Annotated in this window: 12 protein-coding genes and 1 pseudogene; 4 read left to right on the top strand and 9 right to left on the bottom strand. The window is 33.6% G+C overall.

Going from position 1 to position 16,841, the window contains the following annotated elements; translation table 11 throughout:
• The 6 genes and pseudogenes from C683_RS02700 to C683_RS02675 form a co-directional block, all read right to left on the bottom strand.
• Positions 1-539 (bottom strand): annotated as a pseudogene (locus C683_RS02700) (BspA family leucine-rich repeat surface protein); the annotation flags it as partial.
• A 508-nt stretch (positions 540-1,047) separates the two neighbouring features.
• Positions 1,048-5,451 carry an MCP domain-containing signal transducer gene (locus C683_RS02695; RefSeq protein WP_009489480.1) on the bottom strand — a complete coding sequence of 1,468 codons (4,404 nt, stop codon included), beginning with the start codon at positions 5,449-5,451 and terminating at the stop codon, positions 1,048-1,050.
• Between the two features lie 299 nt (positions 5,452-5,750).
• The gene (locus C683_RS02690) at positions 5,751-6,017 is read right to left on the bottom strand and encodes a hypothetical protein (RefSeq protein WP_040388619.1); all 267 of its coding nucleotides are present in this window, start codon (positions 6,015-6,017) and stop codon (positions 5,751-5,753) included.
• 69 nt (positions 6,018-6,086) lie between these two features.
• On the bottom strand, positions 6,087-6,392 hold the full coding sequence (locus C683_RS02685; protein WP_009489476.1) for a hypothetical protein: 306 nt from the start codon (positions 6,390-6,392) through the stop codon (positions 6,087-6,089).
• Positions 6,393-6,591: 199 nt separating this feature from the next.
• Positions 6,592-6,930 (bottom strand): YlbF/YmcA family competence regulator, encoded by a 339-nt coding sequence (locus C683_RS02680; protein WP_009489474.1) that lies wholly within the window; start codon positions 6,928-6,930, stop codon positions 6,592-6,594.
• A gap of 47 nt (positions 6,931-6,977) precedes the next feature.
• Positions 6,978-9,188, bottom strand: coding sequence for a PBP1A family penicillin-binding protein (locus tag C683_RS02675; RefSeq protein ID WP_009489472.1), 2,211 nt, complete (start codon positions 9,186-9,188; stop codon positions 6,978-6,980).
• Positions 9,189-9,257: 69 nt separating this feature from the next.
• Between C683_RS02675 and C683_RS02670 the strand changes: the two genes are divergently transcribed.
• Positions 9,258-10,085 (top strand): RluA family pseudouridine synthase, encoded by an 828-nt coding sequence (locus C683_RS02670; protein WP_009489470.1) that lies wholly within the window; start codon positions 9,258-9,260, stop codon positions 10,083-10,085.
• Here C683_RS02670 and argR read toward each other — a convergent pair whose 3' ends face one another.
• A complete protein-coding gene (argR, locus tag C683_RS02665) occupies positions 10,086-10,541 on the bottom strand; it encodes an arginine repressor (protein WP_009489468.1) in 456 nt (151 codons plus the stop codon). It abuts the gene before it with no gap.
• A 162-nt stretch (positions 10,542-10,703) separates the two neighbouring features.
• Here argR and argS point away from each other — a divergent pair, with 162 nt between their 5' ends.
• Entirely contained in the window at positions 10,704-12,395 is a 1,692-nt protein-coding gene (gene argS, locus C683_RS02660) for an arginine--tRNA ligase (RefSeq protein ID WP_009489466.1), read from the top strand.
• Between the two features lie 51 nt (positions 12,396-12,446).
• Here the strand turns inward: argS and C683_RS02655 are convergent, their stop codons facing one another.
• Together C683_RS02655 and gpmA are read right to left on the bottom strand one after the other, a co-directional pair.
• A complete protein-coding gene (locus tag C683_RS02655; RefSeq protein WP_009489464.1) occupies positions 12,447-13,829 on the bottom strand; it encodes an MFS transporter in 1,383 nt (460 codons plus the stop codon).
• A 172-nt stretch (positions 13,830-14,001) separates the two neighbouring features.
• The gene (gene gpmA / locus C683_RS02650; RefSeq protein WP_009489462.1) at positions 14,002-14,691 is read right to left on the bottom strand and encodes a 2,3-diphosphoglycerate-dependent phosphoglycerate mutase; all 690 of its coding nucleotides are present in this window, start codon (positions 14,689-14,691) and stop codon (positions 14,002-14,004) included.
• A 177-nt stretch (positions 14,692-14,868) separates the two neighbouring features.
• On the opposite strand from gpmA, the gene C683_RS06725 reads away from it, so the two are divergent.
• A complete protein-coding gene (locus C683_RS06725) occupies positions 14,869-15,555 on the top strand; it encodes a prepilin peptidase (protein WP_009489460.1) in 687 nt (228 codons plus the stop codon).
• Positions 15,556-15,622: 67 nt separating this feature from the next.
• Complete coding sequence (locus tag C683_RS02640; RefSeq protein ID WP_009489458.1) at positions 15,623-16,768, top strand: GNAT family N-acetyltransferase; 1,146 nt, start codon at positions 15,623-15,625, stop codon at positions 16,766-16,768.
• Positions 16,769-16,841: the final 73 nt, after the last annotated feature.

The following is a 16,841-nucleotide window of genomic DNA, read 5'->3' as shown; positions in this document are numbered from 1 at the left end:
GTTGAAGTAACTTCTTTTAAGTTAGATTTTGTTGTGTATCCTTGCCATACTTCTTTTCCTGCAGCATCTTTAGAATATACTGAGTAATATTTTTGTCCATTTCCTAATGTATATTCATATTTCGCAAATACTACGCGTTCTGCATTGTCAGTATTTTTAGCTGTCCAATAGAAGTTTTTCCATACGTTAGTTTTTCCATTTAATACAAATTGACCTTTAGCTTTTTCAGCTTTTAAATCTTTTGTATCTTTGCTATCAATATATCCACGGTAAGCTTTTTTACCATTTTTATCTGTTTGGTATACACGGTATACATGTTTATCGTTAATGTTACGGTATCCATCTACTTGATATACAGTACCATTTTTAGGTGTTGTTGATTCTTTTAATTTTGAATCTTTGTAAAGTTTAGCTTTTTCTGTGCTAACTGTTACTTTTTTACTTTCTGCTTTAATATCAGAAGTTGCAGCATTAGCAGCTGTAGCTCCTAATAATGCAGAAGAAACTAGTAATGCGCTTAAAATTGCTTTTTTACTCATTAAAATTCTCCTTTTTTAATAAAAATTTTTTAATTATTTTTTAGTCACAGGCTCATTATATCAAATTTAAAACTTTTTTTATTTTCATTTTTTGCACATCAATAAAAAAAAAAAAAAAACAAATGATATTTGTATATTTTCTATCTATATTCTTTCTAAATTTCATTTTATGTATTAAATAACCCTTTAAAATCAACAAAATTCAGTCTAAACTTTTAAAATCAATTTTCACATTCAAAGCGCTTACATACAATAAAGCTAATAATTAAAAAATGATATTCATCTTATTTATCATTCATTTTATTTTATTGACATCTATTTTTTATAATAAAAATGAGACATTTAGAAATCTAAATGTCTCATTTTCTCATTATTAATTTATATCTTTAGATATATTATTAATTTTTTCTTCTTTGCTTTATGATATATCTTTCTGTAATATGCTCTGAAAAATTATTTTTCTATAAAAGAAACACCTAGAATGATCTAGGTGTTTTCTTTATGATATTTATTTTTTAACAAAAGTTGTTAATTTTTTCGCTGCATCTTTTAATTTTGCAGTTAATTCATTAATATGCTTCCAGTTATCTAATCCACGACGCGCATCATTTTTTCCTTCAACGATTACTTTTGCTTCTTGAATTAATTGATCTGTTTCTGAAGATACTACATTATTTTCTTTTGCTACTTTCTCTGCTTTTTCTGCTTGTTGCATTGCATCTGCTAAGTAGTCTGGTAATACACGTAACCCTTCCATATCATCAACTAACTCATCTGCGTCATTTTGCAATTCTACATCTTTTACTGATGCTGTATTACGAGCATAATCTTGTAGATCTTTTAATGCATCATAGTATGAGCCATGACCTGAGCCACCAAATTCTGTCCAAGATTTATTAATATCAATCTTAGAAATAGATTTTGTGTAGTCTCCTGTACTATTTTTATCTACTTCATAAGCTGCATCTACAATTTTCGCTAATTCTTTCGCTTCATTGTTGGCTTTTGGTGAAGTTAAAATTGTACGTGCTAATGCTGGAGCACTCTTCAATGTAGCTTGATCTTTTGTAATCACATCACCTTTTTGTTCTGTTGCAGGTTTTTGCGTTTCTTCCTGTGCTTTTTCTTGCTCTTCTTGTGCTTTTTGGATTGCTTCACGTAAAGATTTTGTAGTTTCTACAATATTTTTCCAGTTATCTAATTTTGGATTTGCAATATATTCATTCGCTTTTTCCACTAATTCTACTAGATTATTACTATTAATATCACGTTGGGTTGCTTTAGCAACTAATTCTTCTAAATCTTCAGTAACTACACGCATTCCTTGGAAGTCGTTTACTAATTCTTTAATTAAATCTTGTACAGTTGTTGTTTCTACAGATTTTGTATTACGAGCATAATCTTGTAGTAGTTTAATTGCATTATAGTAATGACCTTTACCACTATGGTCAAATTTTGTCCAAGATTCATTAATCACTAATCCTTGGTTATTTGGATCATTTTCTTGTGTAACTACTAAAATATTGCCATTCACTTTTTTAGTAATTTGATTTACCTTATGGCCTGTACTATAACTCCATACAGGATAAGCTACCTTATCTAATAATTTAGCTAATTGTTTAGCAGATTCATCAGATTTATCAGATTCCATAATTGCAGCACATAAAGCAACTGGATCATTTAGAGTCGCTTTATCATCCGTAATTTTGTTTGCAGCTTCTTCTTGTTGTTGCTCTTTCAATAATTTAGCTAATGCTTCCGCTTTTGTTTTCACTTCTTTTTCAGCATTAGCAATATTTTTAATACCTTGTGTATTCCATTGATATTCTGAATCTTTAGCACCTTTAGCAATAATTACTTTTTGATTTGATTCTAATTCTACAACTTGATTGGCTTTATCAACTGCATCTTTTAATGCATCTGCTGCCTCTTTAATTGCAGATTTACGATTCATTGCATCACTTGCATATTGTGCTGCTTCATTATTGATTTTTTCTAATCCTATAACGTTAACACGTAAATCTAAAATTTCACCTTTTAAGTTTACAGCACTTGTAATATCAGATTTACTAATTGAACCTTTAGATTCTTTTGTGGCTTTTACTCTCTTAGCAGCCGCTAAGTTATTTTCAATATGATCACAATCTTCTTTATCAAATAATGGTTTATATTCTGATTTTGTATCAAAACCTGCTTTTTCTAACTGTTGTGCATATTCTACTGCTTCGTTTACTTGTGACATTTTTGGACAATTATCTTGTACATCTTTGATTGCTTTTGCTAAATCTTTATCTGCTTTATCAAATGCAGCATAATCTTTCAATGTTGTAGCTTTCATTCCTGCTTCACAAGTTGTTGCTAATGAAGAAGATTTCATAGTTGAAGTTTGTGTTTTATCGATATAGTAAGTACCACCTTCTCCGTTTACACCTACCATATTTTTAAATTCATTTCCAGCTGTAGTTAATTTTTCTACATTTAATTTTAAGTTTTTCGCTGCCTCTGCTAATTTATTAATTTCCTCTGAAATTTGCTGTTTTGTACAACTTTCAGGATTTTCCACCATTTTTTGAGCTGTAGCATATTCATTAGCTAGTACTGTATTTGTAGCATCATCTTTAATAAAGTCATCTTTTGGAAGTTGTGCAATTTTATCAACGTTATTAATCATTTCTTGTAGTTTAACAACATCTGCTTTTCCATTTTCTGGAGCTTTTTTAATTGCCTCTTCTAAAGCTTTTTTATCTTCAATAAACTTATCATAACGATTATTTAATAAATCTTCTTCTGCTTTCTTAATAGCTTCAGATAGCTGTTGTTTACTTCCTTCTACGGACACTTTAAGTGCTGCTTCTGCTTTTTTAATTTCATCTTTTAATGGTTGTTTTACAGTTTCTTGTAAATCTTTTCCTGCAGATACTACTGCTTTTTCTGCTGTATTAATTTTATTCCATGAATCAGAGTTCCATTTTCCGTTTTTAATTGCAGATAGGTTATTCTCAGCTAATTCTTTTTTCGCTGCTTCTACTTTTGTATTTACTGCAGTTTGTTTATCAGAGCTATTTGATCCATAGCCTGCATCCTCTAGTTTTTTCGCTGCTTCTACTAATGCAGTTGCTTTATCATTTACTTTTTTATTAATTAAGCTCGCATTGAATTTTAAGTTATTTGCAGCTTCTTGTGCTTTGTTAGCATTAGCTAAGTCTTCTTTTGTAATTGTTCCATTAGAAGCATTTGCTTTACCAACTTTTTCAATTGCTTTTAATGCAGCTTCAAATGGTTTTTCTGTTTCTGGAGAAAATACATCTTTATGTTGTCCTTCTTTCCAGTTTGCACATTTTTCTTTTAATTGGTTATATTGTTCAACAACTTTATTTACTTCTTCTTTTGTAGGACAAGTTGCCAAATCTTTTTTCGCTTGTTCTAATGCAGCTTTTGCTTTTTCAAATTTCTCTGTATCATTAGATGTTACTTTACCAATTTCTTCCAAAGCTTTATCTAATTTAGCTTGTTGGTCTTTACTCAAGTAAACTTTTTCTGCTTCTGCTTTTACTTCTTTAATTTGAGATTCTAATGTTGTACCTGGTTGAGGCGTTTCTGGTTTTTCTTCAGGTTTTTCTTCTGGCTTACTTGGTTCGCCTGGTTTTTGTGAGCCATCACCATCTGGTTTTCCTGGTTTGTTTGTGTCATCACCTGGTTTTTGGTCTTCGCTTCCTGAACCTCCTTGACCAGGTTGATCTGGCTTAGGTTGTTCTGGTTTATTTGGTTCACTTGGTTTTCCACCATCTGGTTTTTGTGAACCATCGCCATCTGGATTTCCTGGTTTGCTTGTGTCATCACCTGGTTTTTGATCTCCACTTCCTGAACCCCCTTGACCAGGTTGGTCTGGTTTAGGTGTTTCTGGCTTAGTATCTGGTTTACTTGGCTTATTATCTCCAACAAATTTCAAAGCTTCTACATTGGCATAACCTAACCATGTATCTCCATCATATAATGAAGCATATTTCTTACCATTTCCGTAAGTATAGATATATTTCGCAGTTAATGTTTTACCTTTATAATCTTTTAATTGATCTTTCTTTGTATAGAAATGATTACTATAAGTATTCCATTCTCTTGCGACTTGGACATTAGCATCTGCACCTGTTAGTTTTTTCGAAGTTAAATCTTCTACAACAGAAGCATCTACATAACCTGTCCACCCATTATTTTGTTCTGTAGAGTAATATTTTTTACCCCCAATTGTGTAGTAACGAGTAACTTTGAAGTTTACTCCTTTACTTGCATCGAAACTACCTTTTGTCTGTTGGAAATATAAATTCGCAAATGATTTTGTATTTTTATTTAGAGTAATATATTTATTTTCTACTGTAGACTTAATAGCTGATAAGTTAGATTTTGTTGTGTATCCTTGCCATACATCTTTTCCAGCAGCATCTTTCGTATACATTGAATAATATTTTTTACCATTTCCTAATGTATATTCATATTTAGCAAATACTACTTTGTCTTCTGAAAGTGAAGCTTTCTTTTCTGTCCAATAGAAGTTTGACCAGAAACTTGATCCTTTTTTCGCTACATATTGACCGCTGGCTTTTTGACCATTGAAATCTTTTGTATCTTTACGATCAATATAGCCACGATAAACTTTTTTACCTTCTTTATCTGTTTGATATACACGATATACATGTTTTCCATTAATATCGCGGTAGCCATTTACTTGATACACAGTACCATTTTTAGGGGTAGTTGATTCTTTTAATTTTGAATCTTTGTATAATTTAGCTTTTTCTGTGCTAACTGTTACTTTTTTGCTTTCTGATTTAATATCAGAAGTTGCCGCATCAGCAACAGTCGCACCTAATAAAGCACTTGAAATTAATAAGGTATTTAAAATAGATTTTTTACTCATTACTTATCTCCTAACTCTATAAATTCCAGTAATTTTCTAGTAAAATTATATCAATAAATAAATAAAAAACATCTTCATATTTTTCTATAAGAAAAGAAATTTTGTAAAAATATTATTTTAATGCTTCCATTTTACTTTTAGATATACATGAATTATTTATGAAATCAATCATAAATCGTTACTCCATATCTAATACTTTTTCTATTATCAATTGTATTATCTCTTAACTACTATATTTTTTCATTTTTTAACTTTCTATATGAAAACATTATTTTTCTTTTTTTATATATGGATAAGAACTATTCTCTATTAATTTCTTTTTCTCGATAAAATTCATTTTCATTTAATAAGATACTTCTTAATTCTTCAGGAATAATTCGTTCCTCTGCTTTCGACCATTCTTCCATAATGATATTCGTTTGATAATACATCTTATTAACTTTTCGTAAGAGACGAGCGGATACCGGAAGTAATCCTTCATAAATGATTCTCTGCTCTTCAATAAACTGTTGGAATCGTTTCTCATTTTCCTCAATATCTGAAAGATGGTACGTGATATCATACAATAAATCTAAACTATCTTCTCTTAATTGCCATAAGCGTACTGCATCTTTACTCGCTTTTTTATAAAGATCTTAATAATTATAATCTCGACTAATTCCATTAATCAAAAAGACGATTAAAGAAAGAATCGTCGTTGCGAGTTGAAGCCAAGCTTCATCGGTAAATAATAAAGCAATTAATCCAGAAGAAGCTATTCCTGTAGCTAGTAACCGAGCGAAGTGGACAATAATTTTTGTCCGCCATAATTGATTAGCATAGCGCTTGTAGACAAAGTAATGCCATGAAACATCCACAATATATCGTTTCACTTCTTCATGTAATTTGTTTCTTAAATAATTCGTTTTTGATTGATTTTTGTTTGCCTCTTTTTCCTCCATATAAATTCCTTTCTCAATTTTTTCTTTCAATTGAATAGTTAAAGAAAAAATAAAAAACTATTTTGCTCGAAAAAATGGTATTCTATTTTATAGAATAAAATCTTAACTCCTAATAACATAATAATGATGCTTTATTACTCAATTTTATTCTAAAAAAGGACGCCCTAGACATAACTAGGACGTCCTCTTTTTATGCTTTTTAGAATCCGTACAAGTCTTGTACTGGTTTCATCATAATAGCAGTGATGTCATTCATAATGATACTTAATGCTTGTTCTTTTTGTAGCATATTTGTGATAGCATCATCATTTTGGATTTTTTCTGCAATTTCTTGCATTTGTTTTGCATCATCTTCAGTAAATTCTTCGCCTTGCATTTGTTTTTGTTGTAAACTTACTTGCAAGTTTTGGAAATCTTTAAATAATTGGAAGCTTTCTTCTTGTGCTTTCAATTCGTTATATGCTTGTTCTAATGCTTTAAATTCTGCTAATTCACGAACATCGCGTTCTAATTGATTCGCTGTATCATAAATGTTCATTTGAGTTCCTCTTTTCTTTTTCTATCTTTACTCATTCTATCACATTCTTATTGTGGAGAGAATTGTTGAAAGAAATTTGATACTTTTTCTTTCAAGGCAGGTAGATGTTCTTTTGTTTTTTCTACCACTTTGCCTGCTTTATCTTTCAAATCGTTCCAGAAAGAATTGCCATTTTGGTTGGCTTTTTGTGCTTGGCCTGCATCGCCCACTTCAAAACTTGTGTTCTTCGTATACGGAAGAATTCCTTCCATTTCATTTTTAAAGACTTGAGCGAGTGTCGTTCCACTGCTTCCTGTTAGATAATTGTTATTCGTTGTCTTATCATAACCCATCCAAGTCGCAACGACGATATCTGGTGTATAACCAATCATCCATTGGTCTTTGGATTCTCCTTTATTAGAACCAGAAACTACCGCTTCCGTGGTTCCTGTCTTCCCGGCAATCGTATAGTTTGCTGGTTTAGCAGAAGCTCCTGTTCCTTGGTTGTATACCCCTTGCAAGATTCCGGTCATTTCTTCTGCCACTTTTGGTGAAGTGACTTTTACTGGTTTTTCTCCTGTATTATCAACAACCACTTCGCCTGAGGCATTGACGATTTTTTTGATGAAGTGTGCAGGATAACGTTCTCCTTTATTAGCAAAGGTACTATAGGCATCCGCCATTTGAATTGGTGTTGCCCCTTTGGATAGACCACCTAATACTAATCCATAGTAATTATCGTCTTTGACTAGTGGAATTCCAAACTTCTTAATTTTTTTCATCGCTTGATCAATTCCGACTTTTTTCAATACTTCTACTGCTGGTGGATTCAAACTGCGAATGGTTGCTTGATATAGCGTAACCGTTCCACTATACGTACCATCATAGTTTTTCACTTTATAGTAATCAAGTGGTTCATCTTGTAATTTTGTTTCTGGCGTCATACCATCTTCTAACGCTAGCGTATAAACAAGAGGTTTCATCGTCGAACCAGGTTGACGTTTTGCCATCGTTGCACGGTTATATCCACGGAACGTATGTTCTCCTCGTCCTCCAACGACAGCACTCACGCCACCATTACTTGGCGTAATCGCAACAGACGCTGCTTGAACGCCATCTTTTGTGGCTGGTCCTGGGAACAGACTATTATTGTCAAAGGTTTTTTGCATCTGTGCCTGATAGTTTTGATCTAAATAAGTGTAGATCTTATATCCTTTATCCATGATGTCTTCTTCTTTAATGTCAAAATCATTCACGGCTTCATCGATGACCGCATCAAAGTAATAAGGATATTTATACGTATCATCGGGTTCATGATAAGTATCGGCTAATTGTAAGCCTTGTGCCTTTGCGGCATCGTATTGTTGCTGAGTAATGGCTTTATTATCAAGCATCAATTGTAAAACAGTATTGCGACGTTTAATCGCATTATCATAGTGATCAATGGGATTATAAAGTCCTGGACCTTTTAACATTCCTGCTAGGCAAGCAGCCTCACTCACAGAAAGTTGATCGGCATCTTTCCCAAAGTAGCGTTTTGAAGCATCCTCAACGCCCCAAACCCCGTTACCAAAGTAAGCATTGTTTAAATACATCGCTAAAATTTCTTTTTTCGAATAATGTTTTTCAATTTCAATCGCTAAAAAGAGTTCTCTGGCTTTACGGTCAAAGGTTTGCTTTTGCGTTAAGTATGCATTTTTCGCTAACTGTTGGGTTAAGGTACTTCCGCCCCCACCCGCTGTACTTCCGCCATTGAAGATCATTCGTACTGCCGCACGAGCAATCCCAATAGGGTCAAATCCATGGTGTTCATAGAAACGACGGTCTTCGGTAGATACAACCGCTTTTTGAATATTCGGTGAAATTTTATCAATATTCACGTATGTTCCTTTTTGGGAATACAAAGTTCCTGCCTTATCTCCATCTTTATCATAGATGGTCGTCATTTGTTTTAAGTTCGATTCTAACTGACTAACATCCGCTGTTTTGGCTAAATAGAATAAGTAGGCACTGCTGACTAAAATAAAGGTCAGTCCGACAAGAAGCACTACTTTTGTCATATGATATTTTTTCCAAAGCGCTTTAAACTTCTCCCAAAAACGCTGTAAATACGGTTTCACTTTATACCAGCCTTTTTCTAAAAGATTTTGTTCTTCGACTGGTTTTGGTTCACGGTGTCTTTTTTCTCTTTTTCTCGTCTTTTGTTCTTGTCGCTCTTGTTTTTCTTTTTGTTCTCTTTGTTCCCGACGAGAACGACGAGATTGATTTTCTTCAGGCATCCTTCACCCTCCTTTTTTAACATTATATTATTTTGATATATACTAGAAAAGAGTACAAGGGAGGAAATCATGTATTTAGAAATTATTAATGAAAACGCAGAACAATCTTTAACTGACTTATTACAAGACTGGGCGATTCCAAGAAAAGTCCGTCATTTTTTACGCACCAAAAAACATGTGACCGTCAATGGAGAAAAAGTCCCTTTCCATACCATTGTCTCTAAAGGTGCTGTGGTGGGGTTAACCTTTGATGAAGAAGATTATCCTTTCCATCAAGTAATTCCTAATGCTTTTATTCCTGTAGAAGTTTTATATGAAGATGAGCACATCCTTGTGGTAAATAAACCCTGTGGAATAAAAACTCATCCCAATCAACCAAACGAAAACAATACGATGTTAAACGCCGTTGCAGCATACATGAACGGTCATCCTTATGTCGTTCATCGTTTAGATAAAGAAACCAGTGGTGCTCTTTTATTTGCCAAAAATCCGGTAGTTCTTCCTCTATTAGGTCGCCAATTGGAAGACAAAACGATGTATCGGGAATACGAAGCTTTGGCTAAAGGAACACTCACGCATGACTTTACTTGTCGCCAACCGATTGGAAAAGACCGTCATGACAAACGCAAACGTTGTGTGGCTAAAAATGGGCAACCGGCCGTCACTCATGTCGAAATTATAAAAACAGAGAAAAATGCAACTCGCATTCGTTGTCGCCTAGAAACAGGACGTACGCACCAAATTCGAGTGCACCTTGCAAGTACAGGACACCCATTAGTTGGAGATCCTTTATATGGACAACCGGCAAAACGTCTTTATTTACATGCGGCACAATTGACCTTTTTCCATCCATTTTTACAACAAAAAATGACGATTACTTGTCCAACACCTTTTTAATTACAAATACATTTCTGAGAAGAGCTCGTATAATCGCTGGCTCTTCTCTTCATTTTGACAAAAAATCGCAATAGTATCTGCCCCAGCAATGGTGCCTAACACTTCACTAAAAATCCCATCATCGATAATTGCCGCAATGATGTTCGCCATATCAATTTTTGTGCGAACAATAACGACAAATTGCACTCGATAAATATTCACTACATTTTCGCGGATTAAATTTTCTAAGTTTAAATATTGTTCTCTTAGCGCTAAACTTTCTGGCAAGATATAATACGAAGGTTGATTTTCATCGCGCAATTTTGTAATCTGTAATTCCTTCATATCCCGAGAAATCGTTGATTGTGTCGCTTCTACCCCTTCTTCATGTAAGCGTTGAATTAACGCCTCTTGGGTTACGATTTTTTCTTTTTGGATTAGTCGACGCAAGATTTCTTGTCTCTCTTTTTTATTCATCTATCACACCTCAATTGCATATTTCTTTCTAATTATAACAAAATATTCACTTTTTATGCATAACTTAGAAAAAATTATCTTTTTTTTAGGGAAAGGCAATAGAAAAGACGCATTTTTTTTGTTATAATAGGAAAAGAATTTTTATATATTACGGAGGCCATTATGAGCGAGAAACAATTAGTCGCTGAAACTTTAGTCGCTGTCATTGGCGAACATCTTTCTAGCGATGAAATTTTAAACTTATTAGAAAAACCAAAAACTGCCCAACACGGAGATATTGCATTCCCTGCGTTTGCTTTAGCAAAACACTTACGCAAAGCCCCACAAGTGATTGCTGGTGAAATCGTAGAACAATTACCACAAAAGGCATTTGAAAAAATCGAAGTCGTTGGTCCTTACATCAACTTCTTCTTGAAAAAAGATAGTGTCAGTGAAGAAATCTTACACGAAATCTTAGAAAAAGGTGCCGACTACGGAAACCAAATGACAGGAGAAGGACGTAACGTTCCTATCGATATGTCTTCACCAAATATTGCTAAACCAATTTCTATGGGACACTTACGTTCTACTGTGATCGGAAATGCCTTAGCAAACATTATGGCAAAAATTGGCTATCAACCAATTAAAATTAACCACTTAGGAGACTGGGGAACTCAATTTGGTAAATTAATCGTAGCGTACAAAAAATGGGGTTCAGAAGAAGCGGTTCGTGAAAACCCAATTCAAGAATTATTAAACTTATACGTTCGCTTCCATAATGAAGCAGAAACACAACCTGAATTAGAAGATGAAGCTCGTCAATGGTTCAAAAAATTAGAAGATGACGATGCAGAAGCCTTAACATTATGGGCTTGGTTCCGTGAAGAATCATTAAAAGAATTCATGCATATTTATGATATGTTAGATGTTCATTTTGACTCTTTCAACGGAGAAGCATTCTACAACGATAAAATGGATGCTATCATTGAAGAATTAAAAGAAAAACATTTATTAGTGGAAAGTAAAGGTGCAATGGTTGTAGACTTAGAAAAATATGGACTAAACCCAGCCTTAATCCAAAAATCAGACGGTGCGACTTTATACATCACTCGTGACCTTGCAGCAGCAGAATACCGTCATAAAACTTACGACTTTGCTCAATCTCTATATGTTGTAGGAAATGAACAAAGCATGCACTTCAAACAATTAAAAGCCGTGTTAGAAGAAATGGGTCATGAATGGGCGAAAGACATCCACCACATTCCATTTGGTTTAATTACTCAAGGTGGTAAAAAATTATCTACTCGTAAAGGCAAAATCGTTTTATTAGAAGAAGTATTAAACGAAGCGATTGCGAGTGCCAAAGAACAAATCGCAGCGAAAAACCCAGACTTAGAAAACAAAGACGAAATCGCTCATCAAGTCGGTGTTGGTGCGGTTGTCTTCCACGATTTGAAAAATGATCGTTTAAACAACTTTGACTTTAACTTAGAAGAAGTGGTTCGTTTCGAAGGAGAAACTGGACCTTACGTTCAATATACTCATGCTCGTGCTTGCAGTATTTTACGTAAAGCCAACTTTGAAATCGATTTAGATGCTGCATTAGCTCTAAACGATGCGGATAGTTGGGAAGTTATTAAATTATTACAAGCGTTCAAAGAAGCTGTGACAAAAGCAGCTGCTCAATATGAACCTTCTGTCATTGCCAAACATGCGATTCAATTAGCACAAGCCTTCAATAAATACTACGCACACGTTCGTATTTTAGAAGACAACGAAGAAAAACAAGCTCGTTTATCTTTAGTTAAAGCTGTAACGATTGTTTTAGCTGAAGATTTACGTCTATTAGGTTTAAAAGCTCCAGAAAATATGTAGGAGCAACAAAAAAAGGAGAGAATAAGTATTCTCTCCTTTTTTGTATGTCTTTTACTCTTCTGTTGCTTCTGCTTTCACAGGTTCGTCTGCTGGATCTTCTTCTTTATTTTTCTTAGATAAAATACGGTTGTATTTTTTGAAGAAGACGACATAGATTAAAATCGTACCGATTGTATACATCACACTTGTAATGTAATAAGCATTGCCGTACCCTTCAGGACGAACAAATAAGAAGTAACGAGTAAAGATTCCTGTAAAGAATGCCGCAATCGCATAAACAATCGTCATAAATGAACTAAAAGCTGGACGGAGGTCTTTACGCACAAAGTTCATTTGTAAAGATTGTTGGATAGGCATAGAAGCATTGGCAAGACCAGAACGGAAGAATAAAATCACTCCGATAATTAATGGCGTTTGTGCTCCAAACATTGCCCCATGTGGCATGATTAGTAATAATGGGATAACTAAAATCAATAAGCCTCCAATAGAACCAATCGCACCTAATTTCTTTTCTAACCATGGCGCAAGTAAGTAACCAATAACCATTGCCAATGTTTGTAAAGATAAAATCGTTGAAACTGTACCACGGCCAATATGAAGGAAGTTATTTAAGTAAATTGGGAAGTAAGGAGTGATAATACTTGCCCCAATTTGAATGATGACTAAATAAAGCATCCATAAAAGGATATCTTTGGTAAATAATTGCTTATACATAGAAACTTCTCGTTTGACCCCTTCAAAGCCTTGCAATTCGCCTTCTTGTTCTTGGTAATCGCTTTGTTTTTCTTTGAGGAAGAAGCAAGCAATGGCAGCGACAACCACTAAGGCAACCGCAATATAAACAATTTTTTCATAAGAATGAATATACAACGTGCGTTGAGCAGCAGTTAATGCAGATGGATTTTCTGACAGATAAGAAGCCTTATCGTAAGAAACATGTAGCAAGTGACTAAAAATGGCAACAACCCATTTACCGCCAAAGAAAGTGACAACGGCTTGTGTTAATAAGTTGATATACATTGTGCGAGAGAACATCGTAACTTGTTGATCATCGGGGACATAAGAAGTTAATAATAGAGGATACGTATAGTCAAACATAGCAATACCAACAAAGCTGATGATATACATCACAGCAATCACTGTCGGCTGATGAATAATCACACACATCGCGAGCGCAATCGCACTAGCAACGGCAGAAACAATCAGTGTTTTTTTGTACCCTATTTTATGGACAAAGAGCAACAAGATAGAAACCAACGCAGAAGAAATTGCGGTATACATTCCCATCCCTTTAACAATATTGGGCGCTACAAGGTCTAAGTAAGAGAAGAACGTATTGTTCGTAATCCCTGTAACCATACCCATGACGGCATAACTAAAAATAAAAATGTAACAATTCTTCTTGAATCGATGATTCCATTGCTCATCAATCATGGTAAACACTACCTTTCCTTTTTGTTACTACTATTTTAGCATTTTGTGAATTTTTTATCCAATAATAACATAAGGTAATTTTAATCTTATATTAATGATATATCTTCCTTCCTGTTAAAAAAACAAAAAAGAAGAACTCTTTATCAGAGTTCTTCTTGTTTTTAAGTGAATCTTATAAGTAGTATTTATCTTTTACTTCTAATGTTTCGTCATCTAATTCATAAACTAATGGTTGACCTGTAGGGATTTCTAAGTCCATGATGTCTTCATCAGAAATTCCTTCGATATGTTTTGCTAACGCACGTAATGAGTTACCGTGTGCTGCAACTAAAACATTTTTACCATCTAATAATTGTGGTGCGATTTCATCTTCCCAGAAAGGTACTACACGTTCTAAAGTAACTTTCAAGTTTTCACCAGCAGGGATAGATGATTTTTGTAAATGAGCGTAACGACGATCATGTACTGCTGAACGTTCATCTGATTCATCCAATAATGGAGGTAATACGTCATAAGAACGACGCCATAATTTTACTTGGTCAGCACCATATTTTTCAGCTGTTTCTTGTTTGTTTAATCCTTGTAATTCACCGTAATGACGTTCGTTTAAGCGCCAAGATTTTGTTTCAGGAATCCATAATTGATCAGATTCTTCTAAAATGTAATGGCAAGTTTTGATGGCACGATCTAATACTGATGTATAAGCGTGATCTAATTCAATTCCAGCAGCTTTAATTTTGCGGCCGCCTTCTTTTGCTTCGTTAATTCCTTTTTCTGTTAATTGAACATTTGTCCAACCTGTGAATAAGTTTTTAGAGTTCCATTCACTTTCACCGTGACGAGAAAATACTAATTTTACCATTCATCGGTTCCTCCTTTTATTATTTACTTTTTCATTATAAACATTTCTATTTGAGATTGAAAGTATAGAAATCGCTTACAATTTTTCTTTTTAAAAATATTTTGCAAGAAATTTTGTATATACAAGTGAGTTCTCCATTTTTTTAAATTTTGGCAAACGAAAGGAGTAGGATGAAGCATGATTTTCCTTTACTTTTTGGTTGGAAGTTGCTTTGGGTCTTTCTTTGATTACTTATTAGAATATGCCCATCAAGAGCAACCGCTACAGAATCGTTCTTATTGCGATTTTTGCCATCATTCATTAGCTTGGTATGACTTAATACCGATTTATTCCTATTGCCATTTAAAAGGAAAATGTCGCTATTGTGGAATACAAATTTGTTCACAGTCTTTTTTTACCGAAATTCTTTTTGGTTTTTTATCTCTCTATTATGGACTTTTTTGTTCTTTTACTTTTTCTTCTTATCTTACTTTTTTATATCTTTGTTTTGTGACTTATTGTGATCTTTGTTATGGGGAATTTTATCCTCTTTATTTTTATAGCTTTTTGGCTTTTTGGTTGAGTACACAATCTTGTTTTCAACTCATTCATTGGCATTGGTTTACTTTTTTCTGTTGGACGATTTTAGCTTTTCTTTTTTCGATATGGAATCAAGAGCGTTGGCTAGGAGATGGGGACTTATATATCATTGTCTTTTTCACTTTATTATTTCCTTTTTCTACTTGGCTTTCTATTTTATTTTGGGCTTCTACTTTGGGTATTCTTTATTTTTGTTTTTCTAGACGCTCTGCCTTTGTCTTTCTCCCTTTTTTATGTGCTGCTTTATATCCAGCGATTTATTTTTCCTTTCCTCTTTTTTCATGAAGAAAATGCTATTCTTTGTTATACTGACAGTAATGAAAAGGGTTACACCTTCTAAAAGGAGAAGATTATGGATATTCAACAGCAACTTTATGAACTATCGCTTTATGCATTTAATAAACCAGACTCTAAAGAACGAAAAACATTTTTCTATCATCTTTTAGATCACAGTCAATGGTATTATCACACAGAAAAGGATCAAGTAATGAATCAATTACTTTCTACTCCTTTTCATATCCAATACCAACAACAATCTTTACCTATGGCAGGAATTGGTTACGTCGCAAGTTATCCTGAGGCTAGAGGTAAAGGAGGGATTCAATCTCTTTTTCAACAATTACTCTCTGATTTAAAACAAGAACAAATTCCTTTTTCTCTATTGGCTCCATTCTCACAAGTTTTTTATCGTAAATTTGGCTATGAAAATGTAGTGAAGAAAACAGAAATTAGATTTGATCATACAGCACTTTCTTTTTTAAAACGCCCAAAGCAACGTTATGAATATGAAAGAACAACCTTCAAAGAAGCGGACATCCATCAATTACAGGAAATTTATCAGGCTACTTTAGGAAAGCAAAATGGTACATTAGATCGACAAAATTGGTGGTGGGAATATAAACAATTAAAATATCCTTGGCACGTCGCATTCATTAAAAAAGAAGATCGTTATTTAGGCTATATGTTCTATCACATGGAAAATCAAACGTTTCATATAGAAGAAATTGCGGTTTCCTCTTTTGATGGTCTATTAGCACTCTTACAATTTTCGAAAGGACATAGTAGTACTTGTCAGCAGTTTATTTTTTCTGCTGCACCAAAAGAATTTCCTTTTGTGTTTACAGATACGCAAGGACTTACTATACAAACAAAAGATTATATGATGGGACGCATTATTGACTTTGCTCAATTCCAATCTTATTTAATAATGCCTTCAATTTCTTTTGAGACTAATCTTTGCCAGATTTATATTCAAGACGACTCTGCTCCTTGGAATACTGGTACTTGGTCTTATATGGATCAACAATGGGTAAAAATTAGTGAGGAACAATTATCCAATGTCCATTACGCTGGATCTATTCAAGCGTGGACGATGTTCTTTTTTGGCACTTCTTCTTTAGAAGAATTATTACTTACTGAAGAACTTCAATGCTTATCTCCACATCCTTTACTACAGCAATATGAAGTATCTTCACCTCATCTCTATGATTATTTCTAAAAGGACGGATTTTCCGTTCTTTTCTTTTTATAAAATAAAAAAAAGAAGAGGTAAAACCTCTTCTTTTCACTTT

The organism is Catellicoccus marimammalium M35/04/3, from assembly GCF_000313915.1.
GTDB lineage: Bacteria > Bacillota > Bacilli > Lactobacillales > Catellicoccaceae > Catellicoccus > Catellicoccus marimammalium.
Note: the sequence above shows the minus strand (reverse complement) of the source record. Positions and strands in the feature narration are given on the sequence as shown.